We start from the raw sequence: 15,911 nt of genomic DNA, 5'->3' as shown, positions 1-15,911 counted from the left end.
TCGACTCAGGAAACGGTCGGCGTCCGGCGTGAACGCGCCTGCCAGGCCCGGTTCCGTCGCGGCAGCGGAACCATGCGCGATGGGACGCATCCGGCGTCGGGTACGGGCACGGGCACGGTGCGGTACGCGTGGCCTGGGACGGATCAGAGCGGGTGGGGCGCCGTGTGCCGGATGGGTGGCGGCGCCCGGAAGGCCGCGCGCCGATCAGGCACGGTCGGCGCGGCTCCCTTGGGCTGCTCCGCCGGAGGCCGTTCAGACCGTGGAGCCGGGATCCGGGTGCGCCGCCGTCCACGGGGAGCCGTCCCCCGGCAGTGGTCCCCACACCAGCGCACCCCGGTGAAGGCCCGGAGTGGCTTCGTCCATCAGTGGGCCGGTGCCTTCGGTGAGGGCCTGTGCCAGGGCGTCCAGGAACTCACCGAGGGATACGTATCCGGGGGAGTCGTGCGGTGCGGACGGCGGCTCACCGTCGGCCAGGCCGAAGGCCGCGAGCCGACCGTGGGCGTCGACTGCCAGGCCGCTCCAGGGGGTGAGGGCGTAGTCGGACACCGCGAAGGGAATCCAGCTGCCCCAGAACTGTTCGGCGCTACCTCCGCTGTCCCTGACCGCTTCTATCCCCTTGAGCGGCAGCAAATGGTGCTGGGCGAGGAAATGGCCCGGTTCGTACTCGTCGGGGTCGCGGTCCAGGGCTGAGGCGTCGACCGTTCCGTCGCAGGCCGTCAGCAGCCTCACCAGGTCCGCGGGCAGGCGCACTCCCCATTTCTCCTCCGCCGTACGGATGTCGGCCTCGGTCGCGCCTGGTCGCATGACGGTGTGCGAGGCGGGTGCGTGGACCGCCAGCCAGTCCGTGATGGCGGTCCAGGCGGGCAGGACGTCACTCGTCATGTCTTCCCTCATCGTGCTCCTTGGCTGAGGTGAGCAAGAGGTTCGACTCCTTCCTCTCGGTCGCCGTGGGCGCAATGATTATCGAATGAAGCGAATCTCGAAGTCGTGGCGCTGGCCCTTGGCCGGACTGTTGCTCACCTCGGCGGGCGCTCTGGTGGTGCCGGTCGGTGACATGCTCTGGCTCCACCTGGCAGTGACGCTGAGCGCGCTCGTACTGCTCGTACGACTGGCGCATCGCGAGGTTCCGTTCCCGCTGGCCCTGGCCCAGTTACGGCTCGGCGGCGACGATCCGGCCCTCCTGCGCGCCCGTGTCCTGTCGGCGGCGCACGGTATGCAACAGGGGCGGATCGGCCTTGTGCTGACCCGGCTGCGGTTGGTCCTGCCGGATCTGACCCGCGTACTGGGGCCGGATCACCCCGACACCCTGGCCGCCCGTTCGTTGAGTTTGCAGGTGCGGGGCGAGACGGGTGACCTGCCCGACCGCCTCTCCGCGATGCGGGAACTGATCGGCGACATGACACCGGTCCTCGATCCCGGACACCCCGATGTTCTCGCCGCCCGCTATTGCCTCGCCGAGTGGCTCAAGAGCGACGGCTTCACCGCCGAGGCCGAAGCGGCGTTCGCGGACGTCATCGCCTTGGGCACCGAGCAGCTGGGACCCGATCACAACATCGTCCTGATCGCCCGCAGTTCCCTCACGATCCTGCGCTACGACCGCACCGGCTCCGACCCAAGTGCGGCCGTCGAAGACATGATCACCATCGTCGCCGCGATGGAACGCACCCTCGGCCCCGCCCATCCGACCGCCGCCGCTACCCGGCACCTTCTCGCACAGTGGCGAAGCACCTAGGCGGACAGCGGGGCGTGACGGACGCGAGCGGTGGAGCGGGTGTTCGCAGCGCTGCTTCGAGGGGCGCCTGGTCGGCGGCGGGACCGGGCCCACGCCGACACGACGACGGGTGAGGGCCCGACTTCGAGCAGCCGGTCCCGGACGCCCCCACCCCCGTTGGCACATGCCGGGCACGAACGCCCTGATCATCCGGACCGCCGGGACCGCATTGACCTGGTACGCCGTGGCCCACAGCTCCGGCGTGGCCTTTGCCCACGGGACGGGATCGGTGCCCCCGGCGTTGTTGTCCAGGGACCGGCCCCGGCTACCGCCCGGCGTTCAGCGGCGACTTCTCCGGGGGCGCGCCCCCGGATGCCGGACGACGTATCCGTGCTACGAGCAGCCGGCCGCAGGACCAGCACAGGTCCACGAGCACGACGAAGGTCCAGATCCGGCCGCCGCCGTAGACCAGTCCCTCGAAGCCGGAGTTCCGGCCGCCGCCGCTCATCAGGGTGGTGGTGAACCCCTTGGTGAACAGGTCCTCGATCCAGGACAGTCCGAGGAGCAGCAGTGCCACCTGGGCGGCGGCGAACACGGCCAGCCGGGCCCCCAGCTCCCGGACCTGCCGACGCGGTGTCCTCGGTGCGGCCTCAGGAACCGCCTCCGGTGCGGCCGCGGGGACCGACCTCCCAGCGGCCTCCAGCAGATGCTCGGACGGCTGCTCGGACGGCTGCTCGGGTTCCTCGGGCGACTTCGGCGGGGCCGGGGGCGGTACGTCGGCGACGCCGAGACTCCGTACGGCGCGGGGCACGATCACCGAACCGGCCAGCAGCGCTGCCGCCGCGACCAGACAGGCCACGGCCCACTCCACGCTGTCGTAGAGCGCGCCCGCCGCCAGGGAACCAGCCAGCGCGCCCAGCAGGCTCGCCGACTCGTACACCCCCATGCCGCGGCCGGTCTGTTCGCCGGACGCCTCGGCGATCACGGCCTGCTGGATCGGCATCACGGCCGCCCAGGCGAGTCCGCTGAGGATCCAGAGCGCCGCGATCACCACCGGATGCGGCGCCCACGCCAGGTTGGCGGCGAACGCCGCGCTGGAGAGCGAGGCGAACATCAGCACCCGGGTCCGGCCGTAGCGGACCACGATGGTGTGCAGCCGCTCGGCGGCCATGCTCATCGCGATGGCGCCGGGCAGGAACACAAAGGCGACCTCCAGGACCTCCAGGCCGAAGCCGCGCTGGAGATGGAGCACCAGCAGCAGGGATATCGCCGCCTCGGCCGTCATGGTGAAGGCGACGGCGAAGAGCATCGGCCGCAGCCTCCGGCCCATCGCGCCGAGTCCGGCCGCCGCCACGCCCTCGTCGGCGCGCTTCCCGGGAACCGCCCGGCTGGGGGAGGCCAGCAGCAGGACCGTGGCGACGACGCAGGCTGCCGCGCAGGCCAGGAAGACACCCTGGTAGTCGATGGCGCTGATCAGGGTCATACCGACGAGGAACGCGATCCAGGAGCCGTTCTCCTGTGCGGCGAGCAGCCGGGGGAAGACCGCGGAGTCCTCCGCGAGCCGCTCGCTGATGATCGCCCGGACGGCGACCCAGAGCAGTGCGCCGCCCGCGCCGCCGACCGCGGCTGCCGCGTAGGCGAGGGGCGCGCTCTGTGCGAGCGCGTAGCCCAGGGCGGAGAGCGCGTAGAGCGCGGCGCCTGCCGCGGCCACGTAGCGGCGCTCGTAGGTGTCGGCGAGGACGCCGGCGAGGGGCCGCATGACGACCGATACGGCCATCTCGACGGCGAGCAGGATGCCGACCTCGGTGGCACCGAGGCCGATGGCGGCCCCGGCCCAGAGCGGGAGCAGGAAGTCGATCAGCTCGGTCGGCCCGTTGGTCAGGGTGGCCGCCAGGAGGGTGTTCCCCTCGCGGCGGCGACGGGCGCGCGAATGCTTCGTCACCGACACCGGGGTGCCCCCGATCATGCGCAGACCCCCATAACTCCGAACGGTGTTCGGATAACTCCGAACGATATACTGAGTTATTCGGCGGCGCAAAGAGCCGTGGTCGGCCCAAGCGGCCGTCCCTGGGGTCGATGCGCGGCGCGGAGCCGGTCGAACGACAGGTCAGGGGCTTATCAATGGCACAAGCGCCCACCGGGCCCACCGCGCAGGAGCGGGCCCTGGAGCTGCTCTGGAGAAACGGGCGGCGCGGGACCCGCGGCCCCGAACGAGGACTCACCCTGACCCGGATCGTCCAGGTCGCGATCGAGCTGGTGGAGGCCGAGGGGCCCGCCGCGCTGTCGATGCGCGGGGTGGCGACCCGCCTCGGCATCGGCACCGCCTCCCTCTACACCTATCTGCCGGGCAAGGCCGAACTGGAGGCCCTGATGCTCGACGCCGTCGCCACCGGCCCCGTACTGCCGCACGAATGGCCGGGGGACTGGCGCGCCAAACTGGAGTCCTGGGCGCACGACGACTGGCGGGAGATCCAGCTCCACCCCTGGGTGCTGCGGCTGCGCGCGGCCGAGCAGGTGCCCGGCCCCAACATGCTGCGCTGGCTCGACTCCGCGCTGCGCGTCTTCGACGGGACCGGGCTGACCGAGCCGGAGAAGCTCGCCGCCGTCGAGTCGGTGGACGCGTATGTGCGGGGACTCGCACGGCTGCGGCTGGACAGCGGTACGCCGCCCGGTGGCGCCGGTGCGCCGAAGCCCGAGGAGACCCGCCGACGCGACGACACTCTCGGCCGGTTGGTCGACTTCGACCGCTATCCGGCGCTCCGACGTGCCTTGTCGCAGGGCGCCACGCCATACGCCGGTGACCGGTTCGACTTCGGACTCCAGCGGCTGCTCGACGGCATCGAGCGCCTGATCGAGAGCCGCGCCGACCGGACCGGCCGCTGATCCCCGCCCGTCGCTGTTCCGGGGCGGTACACGCGTGGCCGCAGTGAGGGAGCCCGCGCCGTCCGGGCCGGGTACTGGGGTGGGTCGGCCTGAGGCAGTTCGGTCGAGCTGCCCAGGAGGGAAGTCCACACGCCGCTGGGAAGTCCACACGCTACTGGGTGGCCCGGGACGCGACCGGACGACGGCCGTGCGGCCGGGACCGAACTCGCCGGTGTTCTCGTACACCCCCGAACTCGCCGGTGTTCTCGTACACCACCCGTGCTCGTCGGCGTTCCCCACACGGCACAAGAGGTGTGCCGGATCGAGTCAGTGGATGGCACTTCGGTTCAACGGATGAGACTTCGGTCCGCGGTGCCGTCGGCGGGATACGGCCCGGTGAGCGGGTGGTCCGCCGTTCGGATGTGGTGGTGCATCGCGGCGGCGTCGGCGTCCAGCCCCCGGTCGGTGTAGATCGCGGCGGCTTCCTGCCAGCAGGCGATGGCCTCGCTCCGGCGTCCGAGGTGGTGCAGCGATGTGGCGAGGACGGCGAGAGGCCAGGCGAGGGTCTCGTCGTGGCTCCCGAGGGACGCGCGGCCGAGGGCGATCGCGCGTCGGCAGTGGACGATAGCCGTGTCGTGGTCGCCGATGCCCTGCCAGCCCCTGGCGATGGCCGAGAGCGCGCATGCCTCGCCGTCGGCGTCGCCGATCCGATGGCGCAGCAGCGCGCTGCGGGTGCCGTGGTCGACGGCTTGCCGATGGTTGCCGAGATCGGCGTGGAGCTGGGCGATGTTGCCTTCCGCCACCGCTTCCCACCGTCCCGTGTCGAACCCTGGGCTGAGCACACGCACCTCGCCGAAGTGGTGCAGTGCCTCGGTGAACCGGGTCTGCCGACGCAGCAGTTGGCCGAGTTCGGTGCGGGCGGCGATCTGGATGTGGATGTTGCCGACGTCCTGGGCGAGTGCGCAGGCGCGGGCGAGGTCCGGCTCGGCGTCGGCATGCCGCAGGTGCGCCAGCGCTTCCCCGCGAGCGAGCAGCACGTTGGCCTCGTGCTCGGTCCGGCCGGACCGCCGCGCCGCGCGCAGACCCGCGGTGGCGGTGTCGATGCGTTCCTCCCAGCCACCCATGAGCACGAGGAACCCGAGAGCGTCGACGAGGTGCAGGGCGTACCGGTCCATGGCGCGGTCGACGGCGTGGTGCAGGGCGGCGACCAGGTTGGCCCGTTCGGCGGTGAACCAGGCCCAGGCATGGTCACGGTCGGCCACGGGATGGGGATGAGCGGGCTCGGCGGGATGTGTCACCAGGCGTGTGCAGGTGGGGTAGAGGCGCCGGTCGGCGGTGTGAGCGGTGTGGGTGTACCAGGTGAGCACCGCGTCGAGTGCGTGCCGGCGCTCGTCCTCGGTGTCCTGGGCACCGGCCAACTCGTCCGCGTAGGCGCGCAGCAGATCGTGGAAGCGGTATCGGTCGTGCGCGGACGGTTCGATGAGATGCGCGTCGGCCAGAGACTTGAGCAACTGCCTTGTCTCGCGCGGCGGCCGATGTGCGAGGGCCGCCGCGGCGGGCGTCGAGATGTCCGGACCCGGGTGCAGACCGAGGCGCCGGAACAGCTGTGCCTGCGATGCGGTCAGTTGTTCGTAGGACCACTGGAGTACGTTGCGGACCGCCGCGTAGGGGTCCTGGCCCCAGCTCAGCGCGTCCAGTCTGGAGTCCTCTTCGGCGAGCTCGGTGACGATGTCGGCGACGGAGACCTGCTCGTACGCGGCCGCGCGCCCGGCGGCGATCCGCAGCGCCAGCGGCAGCCGCGCGCACAGCCGGATCAGGTCCTCCACCGCGGCCGGCTCTGCTTGGGCCCGCGTCGGGCCGATGATGCCGACGACCAGGCTCAGGGCCTCGGCCGGGGACAGCACGTCGAGGGTGAGCCGGTGCGCGGCTTCGGTGACCACCAGGCCGGTGAGGCTGTCGCGGCTGGTCACCAGCACCATGCACCCGGGTGCCCCCGGCAGCAGTGACCGGACCTGCTCGGCGCTGTTGGCGTTGTCCAGCACGATCAGCATCCGCCGCCCCGCCGCCAGCGTGCGGAACAGTCCTGAGCGGGCGCCGGTCCCGGCGGGTACCGCCGCCGGATGCACGCCGAGCGCGACCAGGAAGTCGTCGAGCACCTCGTCGGGGCTCGCGGGCCTGCCGGGACCGTAACCGCGCAGATTGGTGTGCAACGTGCCGTCCGGGAACCGGTCCTGGACGCGGTGGGCCCAGTGCACCGCGAGCGTCGTCTTGCCCACTCCGCCCGATCCGTCGAGTGCGGAGATCACCACGGCCTGCCCACCGGCAGTCGGTAACAGGGCGTCGAGCGCGTCCAGGTGATCGGCGCGGCCGGTGAAGTCGCGGATCGTCTGCGGCAGTTGCCGGGGCACCGGTGACGCGACGGCGAAGGGCTTCCTCGGGGCAGGCACGGCGCCGAAGGGCCGGGCGCCGTCGTCCCGGCGGGGTCGGGATTCCCCCCGCAGGATCTGCTCGTGCAGCCGCCGCACATCGGCTCCGGGGCCGACTCCGAGTTCTTCGGCGAGACTGGTGCGGAGGCGGTGGAAGACCTGGAGCGCGTCCGCGCGGCGGCCGCAGTGGTCCAGCGCCGTCATCAGCTGCGCGTGCAGCCCTTCGCGCAGGGGATGGTCGTGCACGAGGTCCGCGAGCTCATCGACGACTTCGTGGTGCTCGCCGAGTTCCGTCCTCCACCTGGCACACAACTCCAGCGCGCCGAGCCGCTGCTCGTCCCATCGCGCGGCGGATCTGGTCAGCGCCGCGGTGCCCAGCCCGTCGAGCGCGGGCCCACGCCAGAGGCCCAGTGCCGACCGGATCGCCTGGGTCGCCCGGTCCAGCCTCCCCTCGGCGGCATGGCGGCGGCTGTCGGCCACCCCGGCGGCGAACCGGAGCGAGTCGAGCCGCTCCGCACCGACGCAGATCCGGTAACCGGGTTCCTCGGTGCGGATGAGCCCCTGGCCGGTGTCGCCCAAGCAATCCCGCAGCGCCGAGACCGAGTTCCGCAACTGCTTGACGGCGGTGGCGGGTGGCTCGTCGTCCCAGGTCGTCTCGACGAGCCTGGACAGCGGCACCACCGAGTTCGGTGCCAGCAGCAAAGCGGCCAACAGCCGCTGACGACGCGCCCCCGGCAGCAGCACTCGCCCACAGCCTGTCCAGACCTCAAGCGCGCCGAGTACACGGAAGTCCATCCCCCCGATTTCCCCCCTCACCGAAAGTAATCGGATCAGAGCATAGCGTTCGCGGAGAGGTCCGCTCGACGGCCGATGGGGACGTGGTGAGGACGCCGTGGGGACGGCACGCGGGACGGTGATCGTCGTCAACCCGAACGACCGGGCGACGCCACGGGCGGCGCGCCGACGAACCGTACTCAAGGGGATCAATCATGGAACTCACGGGCAACCTCCTTCGACTCGCCGGTGCGGGAGCGGCGATCGCGCTCAGCGCGACACCGCTGGTCGGCGCCCCATCGGCGCAGGCGGCACCGGTGGTGAACTACCAGGTGGCCAACGGCAACAGCAGGAACGCCTGCCTTCAGGTGGTCAACGCCCACACAGGCACGGGAAACGTCGTCCTCGCCACCTGCGACCGCAGCGCGAAGCAGGTGTGGCGCATCGGCGGCGGGATCTTCAGGAACCCGGCGTCGAACCACTGCCTCGACGGAAACGGCACGGATGTCTACACGACGCGGTGCAACACCGACGGGTACCAGAAGTGGAAGACCACGTCCGGCAGTCCGAAGTACATCAACCAGGACCGGGGCGGGAAGTACCTGCACGCGGCCGGGCGCGTCGGGGAGCATGTCGTCTACAAGCCCAGCAGCGGGACGTCGTCCCGCTGGGTGATCGGCCGGGTGTGAACCGGCTGATCCCGTGAGTCCGGCGGGCCGCCCCCACCGGCGGCCCGCCGTCCCGAACGCGGTGCACGGATGCCGGATGATCAGCTGTCGGTGTCATTGACGATCAATTCGGTCATCTTGAGCAGACAGCGGAAGTTGTCGAACCCCGCGGGATATGTCAACGGATACCCGAGCCTGGCGACGTGCGCACGTAGTTCAGGAAGACTCTCGACGAGGTGGACGCCTGTCCGGACCGGGGGTCCCGAGCCAGGTGGCGTGGCTCCTCGGGGGCTGGCAGCGCGTGCCGGGGTTGGCCTCGGGTGGTGGCCGTTCCGGTCGCCCACTTCAACGCGGACTGCTCAGACGGTGGGAGTTGGCCAGGGCACGTCGATCTCGATGGCGGCGGTGTAGTCGACGCCGGGGACCGAGAAGCCGTAGAGGCGACGGATCTCTTCGCTGAACCAGTCGAGGTCGGCGAGTTCGGTGATGGTTTCGCTGGTGGCGGTGGACCAGCGCTGGGTGACGGCGCTCTGTGCGGCGGGGGCGAGTTCCCAGGTGTCGAGGCGGACGCGGCCCTCCGCGTCAAGGTCGAGGGGGCGGACGCCGGTCAGTTGGTCCCACAGCTCGACCAGTTGATGGATCGGGGCCACCATGGCACTGCCGAGGACACCGCGCAGCAGCCCGACGTACAGAGCGATTCCGGGGATGGCGGTGGAGGACTGGGTGACGGCAGCGGCGTTGACCGAGGTCACGGCCCGGCCGCCCAGGGACTTGCCGAGGAGTTCGTCCAACGTGCGTGCCGTGGCTTCGAGGTGGCCCTTCGCCGTGCCGATGGTGCCCTGCCGGTAGATCGCCGCGGTCAGCGGCGAGCCGATATAGGACAGGGCGGCGGTGGTGAAGCCGTCGGCGAGCAGGGACCGGTCGGCCAGGAAGGTGACCCACCGTTCCCAGTCGGTGCCGCCCATCACCGCCACGGTCTGCTCGATGTCGTCGCCCTCGGCCGGCGCGATGGTGACCTCCTTCACCTCCGGGACGCCGTGCTCGTCGAAGACGAGGGTCTTGGTGGCGTGCGGCGAGCCGACCGGTTTGAGGACCGAGGCATACACATCGCCGGTGTCCGGGTCGGTGCGGCGAGGCGCGGCCACCGAGTAGACGAGGAAGTCGAGCCGTCCCCCGAACCGCTCGGCGAGGAGGCCGGCAACCTGCTCCTTCATCGCGTCGCTGAACGCGTCGCCGTTGAGGAAGACCATGTCCCGCCCGTGCTGTCGGGCGAGCTGGGCGGTGGCGGCGGTGCGGTACCAGCCGGCCGTGCCGGTGCGCCGGGCCGGCGACTTCTCGAAGCACACACCGATGCCGCGGACGCCGGCCCGGGCCAGGCCCGCGATCGTCGCGGCCAGGCCGTACCCGGCGGACGAGCCGATGATCAGGGCCACCGGTCCGTCCCCGCCGCCGGTGACGGGGGCGGGGACGGCCTGCCACATCTCGTCCACCAGCTGTCGGCAGCCGCCGGGATGGGAGTCAAGGAACAGGAAGCCACGGTTCTTGGGCGCGATGACGCGTTCGCTCACGGTGTGGTGCCCCAGTGTTGTCACGGACAAGGAAGCGGCGGCCCCTTCGGCCGTCCCGTCCCGCAAGTCTGCGGCCGCGCGGATGAGATCGGTGATCTTGACCGCCACAACGATGTCCGGCCGCGCTTGGAGGGTCCCTACTGGCTCAAGCGGCGGCCCGGGCCAGTCCGGGCGTGGTGGTACGAGGGATACGGCGCGGCTGGTGCTCGAACGGGGACCGTTCTCGACGCGCCTGGAGCCAAAGCCGCCAGCGTGCGGTGCGGGCGGGGCCGACCGATCGCCGTCATCCCGCCCGAGTCGTACGGCTGCCCTGGGGTGCTCCTGCTGCTTCGCGCTTCCGGCGGTCCCGGTGGTCCCGGCGTGGCCTGTCGCAGGACCGGGAAATCCGGTGTCCTCCAGGGGACGACGACCATCCCGGCATCCTGCCCCTGGACCCCTGAACAGCCACTTGCCGCATTTCTGCTCGCCGTCCATCGGTGCTCCGAGCCGCCCGGCCTGCCGGACGAGGCCCGTGCGAGCATCCCGGTATGAGGCAATTCGAGACCATCACGCATATCGCCGCGCCCCCTGCCGTCGTCTTCGACCTGTCGTTGGACGTGGATCTGCACACCGCCTCCATGGCCCGCTCCGGCGAGCGGATCATCGGTGGTGTCCGCACCGGACGTATGGCGCTAGGTGACGATGTGACCTGGGAGGCCCGGCACTTCGGCATCAAGTGGCGGATGACCTCGCGTATCAGCGCGTACGAGAAGCCAGGAAGCTTCGTGGACGAGCAGGTGGCCGGCCCGTTCCGGCGGTGGCACCACACCCACCGCTTCGTGCCGGACGGACGAGGCGGCACGGTGATGCACGACGAGATCCAGTTCGCCGCGCCGTTCGGCTTGTTGGGCGCGGCTGTGGAGACGGTGGTACTCGCCCGGTACATGCGGAATCTCATTGAGGCGCGCAACGTACATGTGAAGCAGCGCGCGGAGGAGTCGGCCCGGACCTCGTAGGGATCACCTGACGCTCGGGACCGATGCCGTACGGGATGAGCGACGGCCGCGCGGAACGATGACTTCAAAGCCGGGGCCGGAACGGGGACGGCCCCGCTACGCACCGGCAGGCCGACAACGACCGGCCCCCACGCGAGGCTTGTGAAGGAATGGTGAACGTGGTGTGGCCAGATTCTCTCCATCATTGGTATGGACACGTTCAACTAACGCCGATAGTTTGGGCCTTGGTCTAGACCAGAGTGCGCGTACGTCTCACGGAACCCCACGTTCTTCAGGAGTGCAGCATGCGAAAGAAGATGTACGCGGCCATGCTCGGGATGGCCACCGTCGGAGCTGTCACGCTCTCGTCCGGTGGTGCCAGCAGCCACGGGTACACCGATCAGCCCCTGAGCCGCCAGAAGGCGTGCGGGAACGGCGGCATCGTCAAGGGCTGCGGTTCCATCCAGTACGAGCCGCAGAGCGTCGAGGGCCTCAAGGGCTTCCCGGCCGGCGGCCCGGCCGACGGCAAGCTGTGTTCCGCGGGGATCGGCGGCTACAGTGCCCTCGACCACCCGAAGCAGCCGAACGGCACCGCGTGGCCCGCCACGCAGCTGTCCGGCGGCCAGAGCTACAACTTCCGCTGGCAGTTCACGGCCGCGCACGCCACGGCCGACTTCAAGTACTACATCACCAAGAACGGCTGGAACCAGAACGCTCCGCTGACGCGGGCCGCCCTGGAGTCCACCCCGTTCCTGACGGTGCCGTACAACGGTCAGCGCCCGCCGTGGACCCTGTCGCACTCCGGCCAGGTCCCCTCCGGCAAGACCGGGAACCATGTGGTCCTCGCGGTGTGGACGGTCGCCGACACCCCGAACGCCTTCTACGCCTGCTCCGACGTCAAGTTCTGATCTGACCCCGGAGCCGGACATCACTGAGGTCTCCCCGTGACCCCCCACAGGTACGGTCATCGCGCACGCCACCCGTGGCCGCGTGGCATGCGCGAGTACCGGCGCGGGGAGACCTCATGAAGTGCGTGCGCGAAGCCGCCCCTCGCTGGAGCTTCGGTTCAACTGGTGCCGCTCCCGCGTGTGTGGGGACTGCGCGTGTCGCGTCATGGAGATGACCCGCGCGATCCTGTCGTCCCCGCACGGGCGGGGGCCGCTCTCAACGCGTGCTGACCTGCTGGCGCACAACAGCGTGCTGATCTGTCGGCACAGCAGGCGGTAGGCCCCGCCGCGGGTCGAACTCTCGCCTCCCCGCCTCCGGCGACCTATGGCCGGCCGCTCAGGACGTCGGCAGACATAGGGCGTATGCCGTCACCGTGGCCGTGGACGTACCGGTCGCGTTGAAGCTCGGGAGCAGCTCGACCGTCCACGTCGTGGCCCCCGCGTCGGGGTACTCGCTGGACACCCCGAGGACATCGCTCGGCGTCGCACGCCATCCGCCGCCCGTCAACGTGGTCCCGTCCGGGCACGTGGCGGTCACCCGGAAGGGAAAGGGCGAATTCTGGTCGTGGGTCACAGGAGTGCCGGTGACCACGGTCGTGGGCTTCGGCGCCCCGGCAGGTCCTTGCGGACCGGCGGGGCCTTCACGGCCTTCAGCGCCTGCCGGACCTGCAGGGCCGGGAGGACCGGCGGGACCTGCGGGGCCCGGAGGGCCGGGAGGGCCGGAGATCTGGCAGTTGTGGTTCCCGATGTAGGTGACGCAGCGCTTGCCCTCGTCCCCTGACTGAGCCGCGGCCGCGGGAACGGTGGCAGTGGTGGAGAGCCCGAGAGCGAGCAGGCCGCTCATCACCGTGACGGATGTGCGCATCCAAACCTCCTGTGCGGGTGAGTCCTCACACTCCCTCCCCTCCCGTGGGCCCGCGTTGTCGCCTCGCGGTCGACTTCCCCACGAATGGCGCAGAACTTCACCGGCGAGCCTCCTTGCGCTCCCCGCCGCATCCGCTCGCGGAGGGGCCGGTAGTCCCTGCCGGACGCCGGTGAGCACAGCCGCGCCGTGAGCGCAGCCGCCGCCAACGCAGCCGCCGCCAACGCAGCCGCCGTAGACACAGCCGCCGTAGACACAGCCGACGTGAACGCAGCCGGAAGCGTGGGAAGGCCGCGCAGCGTGCGCGCCGCGAGCACATCAGCTCGGAGGCCACGCTCGGGGCCCGGTGCGAGTGACGGCGGCCGCCGTCTAAGCTGACTTAGGTAAGCCTAAGCAGGTTTCTGCGAGGTGGGCCCGCTGTTGTGGTGCCTGCCGGGTGGGCCAGGCGTTCGCGGTGGTGCGACGTCGACCGGGGATGAGGACGGGCGACGGTGTACGGCCGCATGGATCGTCTTCGTCCGGCGCTCCCGCCGGCACGTCCGCCCATGGCTGTCCTCTCCGCTCCTTCGCCCGAAAGTAGATCGTCGATGTCGAGCACCACCCTCCCGTTCCGTCGCGTGCTTCCTGTGTCCGCCGCGCTCGCCGGAGTCCTGACCCTCAGTGCGTGCGGCTCCGGCTCGGGTGGCGGGCAGGGTGCCGGGGGAGGGGACGGCGCGAAGACCCGTACCGTCACCACGGCCATGGGAGAGGTCCAGGTTCCCGCCGAACCGAAGCGGGTCGTCGTGCTCGACACCGCTGAACTGGACTCGGCGGTCACCCTCGGCGTGAAGCCCGTCGGCGCGACCCGCACCGACTCGCCGTCCGGCTTCCCCGCCCATCTGCCCGCCGGCATGGTCGAGGACGTCAAGATCGTCGGTCAGATGCTGGAGCCCAGCATGGAGGCCATCCTCGCGCTGAAGCCCGACCTGATCCTCACCAGCAAGCTGCGCCACGGCGGAAAGTACGCCGAACTGAAGCAGATAGCTCCGACCGTGATGACCGAGGGCACCGGCCCCTCCTGGAAGGAGAACTTCCTCGTGCACGCGAAGGCGCTCGGCAAGGAGGCCGAGGCAGGGAAGACCATCGCGGACTACAGCGCGCGTGCCGCCGAGGTGACCGCCGCGCTCGGCGGCAAGAAGCAGGCCGGCCGGACGAAGGTCAGCATGGTCCGGTTCGTCGAGGGGATGGACGTCTGCCTGTACGGGAAGAAGAACTACATCGGCACCGTCCTCGCCGATGTCGGCCTGGACCGTCCCCCCGTCACGGACCAGGCCAAGGACGGTTTCATCCTCACCGTGAGCCCTGAGAACATCGACCGGGCGGACGCGGACGTGATCTTCCACTCCGTGTACGGGGACCCGAAGAAGGCCAAGGTCCCCGCGGTCACGGGTGGTCCGCTGTGGAAGAACCTCACCGCCGTGAAGAACGACCGGGTCCACGCCGTGAACGACGCGCTGTGGATGCAGGGCATCGGCTACACCGCGGCGGACAAGATCCTCGGCGAGCTTCAGGAAGCCCTCACCGCCTAGGACGTCGTGTCATTCCGGGTGCGAGCCCGTTTCCGCAGCTGCGCACGGCCGTCGTCCCCCTTGTCGGCCGTGAGCCTGTCATGTCGGCTCGGGCTGCCGTCAGGTGTACCCGGAGGACGCCACGAACAAGATCGCGGTTGGGGCCGCCCGCTCGCGGTACGCAGGGATCGGTACCCAGGGATCGGCAGCCAGGGATCGGTACCCAAGGATCGGCAGCCAGGGACCGGTACCCAAGGATCGGTACCCAGGGATCGGCAGCCGGGCGGGCTCAATCGCGGTGGCGTGGCACCAGCGACAGGCCGATCAGCGGGACGGCCGCCAGGGCGAACCATGACAGCCCCCCGCCCGTGTCGAGCAGCGCGCCGGTCGGGGCGCTGCCGAGCAGTACGACCACCCCGGAGACCGACGACAGCGCGCCGGTGTAGAGGCCGAGGCGCCGGTCGTCGGCCAGGTCGGGCAGCCAGGCCCGGACCCCGGGTATCACCAGCATCTGTCCGACGGTGAGCAGCACCACGAAGACCAGCGACGGCAGGAGCCCGCCTGCCAGTGGAGGGAGGGCTCCGGCCGCCGTGAACGCACCCGTGATGAGCAGCAGGCCCCAGCGGACGGCCGCCGCGTGGGACATCGCCCCGGCGACCCGGCCGGACAGCGGCAGTTGTCCGAGCACGACCATGAGGGACGACAGCGCGAGCATCCAACCCAGCGCGACCTGGGATCCGGTGGTCCGTTCCAGCTCCATCGGCAGTGCCAGATAGAGCTGGTTGTAGGCGAGGAGATAGCTGCCGTAGGCGAGGCACAGGGCGAGGAACCGCCGGTTCCGCAGCAGTTCGCCGACGCCCGACCTGGCGGACGTGGACGGAGTGACGGGTTCCGGCGCGGTACGGGGTTCCGGGGCGGGCAGCAGACGGTGGAGCGCGACCAGGATCACCGCGAAAACCACTGCCCCGGCGAGACATGCGGCCCTGAACCCACCCGCGAGCAGCGCCGTGCCCGCGATCGGTCCGATGAGCGCGCCCGCCTGGCCGCCCATGAGGAACAGGCCGAGCGTCCTGGTCCTGGCCACCTTGTCCGTCTGCTCGTGCCGGACCGCCTGCCGGGCGATCTCGGTCTCCAGCGCCGGGGCGTACAGCGCCGCGGCGAAGCCGACGAGGAGAACCGAGCCGATCACCGACCATGTGCTGTGCGCGAAACCGAGCCAGCCGAAGCCGGCGATCCGCAGTGCGCAGCCCGCCAGCATCACCCGCCGTGCGCCGTAGCGGTCGGTGAGCGCCCCGCCGACGACGAAGAGTCCTTGCTGCGAGAACGTCCGGAGGCCGAGTACCAGCCCGACGAGCCATGCGGCCAGGCCGAGCGCGCCCCCGAGATGTTCGGCGAGATAGGGCAGGACGAGGAAGAACCCGAGATTGAAGGCGAAGCCGCTGAGGATGAGCAGACGGGTCACAGAACCGAGCGCCCGAAGATCGCGCACCACCCCCACGCCGCCGCCGGTCACCGAGGAGAGCCGAGAGGTGGTCTTCATGTGATCGGCTGCCGCCTTCGTGTCTGGGGGAG

General features: G+C 70.7%; 12 protein-coding genes. 6 read left to right on the top strand and 6 right to left on the bottom strand.

The features are described 5' to 3' along the window. Positions 1–252: 252 nt before the first annotated feature. Positions 253–882 (bottom strand): SMI1/KNR4 family protein, encoded by a 630-nt coding sequence (locus AB852_RS15095; RefSeq protein WP_073788260.1) that lies wholly within the window; start codon positions 880–882, stop codon positions 253–255. Positions 883–967: 85 nt separating this feature from the next. Here AB852_RS15095 and AB852_RS15090 point away from each other — a divergent pair, with 85 nt between their 5' ends. After that, positions 968–1,732: a tetratricopeptide repeat protein gene (locus AB852_RS15090; protein ID WP_073788258.1), complete on the top strand. Its 765-nt coding sequence runs from the start codon at positions 968–970 to the stop codon at positions 1,730–1,732. A gap of 304 nt (positions 1,733–2,036) precedes the next feature. Here AB852_RS15090 and AB852_RS15085 read toward each other — a convergent pair whose 3' ends face one another. After that, positions 2,037–3,653, bottom strand: a complete 1,617-nt coding sequence (locus AB852_RS15085) for an MFS transporter (protein ID WP_245876790.1) — start codon at positions 3,651–3,653, stop codon at positions 2,037–2,039. A gap of 179 nt (positions 3,654–3,832) precedes the next feature. Here AB852_RS15085 and AB852_RS15080 point away from each other — a divergent pair, with 179 nt between their 5' ends. After that, the gene (locus AB852_RS15080) at positions 3,833–4,594 is read left to right on the top strand and encodes a TetR/AcrR family transcriptional regulator (protein WP_073788254.1); all 762 of its coding nucleotides are present in this window, start codon (positions 3,833–3,835) and stop codon (positions 4,592–4,594) included. Positions 4,595–4,920: 326 nt separating this feature from the next. Here AB852_RS15080 and AB852_RS15075 read toward each other — a convergent pair whose 3' ends face one another. Then, a complete protein-coding gene (locus tag AB852_RS15075; RefSeq protein ID WP_073788252.1) occupies positions 4,921–7,794 on the bottom strand; it encodes an AfsR/SARP family transcriptional regulator in 2,874 nt (957 codons plus the stop codon). 194 nt (positions 7,795–7,988) lie between these two features. On the opposite strand from AB852_RS15075, the gene AB852_RS15070 reads away from it, so the two are divergent. Continuing rightward, positions 7,989–8,462: an RICIN domain-containing protein gene (locus tag AB852_RS15070; RefSeq protein ID WP_073788250.1), complete on the top strand. Its 474-nt coding sequence runs from the start codon at positions 7,989–7,991 to the stop codon at positions 8,460–8,462. 338 nt (positions 8,463–8,800) lie between these two features. Here AB852_RS15070 and fabV read toward each other — a convergent pair whose 3' ends face one another. After that, positions 8,801–10,009, bottom strand: coding sequence for an enoyl-[acyl-carrier-protein] reductase FabV (gene fabV, locus AB852_RS15065; protein WP_073789148.1), 1,209 nt, complete (start codon positions 10,007–10,009; stop codon positions 8,801–8,803). A gap of 527 nt (positions 10,010–10,536) precedes the next feature. Here fabV and AB852_RS15060 point away from each other — a divergent pair. Further along, positions 10,537–11,004, top strand: a complete 468-nt coding sequence (locus AB852_RS15060; RefSeq protein WP_073788248.1) for an SRPBCC family protein — start codon at positions 10,537–10,539, stop codon at positions 11,002–11,004. A 284-nt stretch (positions 11,005–11,288) separates the two neighbouring features. After that, positions 11,289–11,891, top strand: coding sequence for a lytic polysaccharide monooxygenase auxiliary activity family 9 protein (locus AB852_RS15055; RefSeq protein ID WP_073788245.1), 603 nt, complete (start codon positions 11,289–11,291; stop codon positions 11,889–11,891). Positions 11,892–12,267: 376 nt separating this feature from the next. Here the strand turns inward: AB852_RS15055 and AB852_RS39225 are convergent, their stop codons facing one another. After that, a complete protein-coding gene (locus AB852_RS39225) occupies positions 12,268–12,468 on the bottom strand; it encodes a hypothetical protein (protein WP_143201237.1) in 201 nt (66 codons plus the stop codon). Positions 12,469–13,379: 911 nt separating this feature from the next. Here AB852_RS39225 and AB852_RS15045 point away from each other — a divergent pair. Beyond that, positions 13,380–14,360: an ABC transporter substrate-binding protein gene (locus AB852_RS15045; RefSeq protein WP_073788241.1), complete on the top strand. Its 981-nt coding sequence runs from the start codon at positions 13,380–13,382 to the stop codon at positions 14,358–14,360. Between the two features lie 268 nt (positions 14,361–14,628). Here the strand turns inward: AB852_RS15045 and AB852_RS15040 are convergent, their stop codons facing one another. Then, positions 14,629–15,879, bottom strand: coding sequence for an MDR family MFS transporter (locus AB852_RS15040; RefSeq protein WP_079184620.1), 1,251 nt, complete (start codon positions 15,877–15,879; stop codon positions 14,629–14,631). Positions 15,880–15,911 lie beyond the last annotated feature (32 nt).

This window comes from Streptomyces uncialis (assembly GCF_001905345.1).
GTDB lineage: Bacteria > Actinomycetota > Actinomycetes > Streptomycetales > Streptomycetaceae > Streptomyces > Streptomyces uncialis.
Note: the sequence above shows the minus strand (reverse complement) of the source record. Positions and strands in the feature narration are given on the sequence as shown.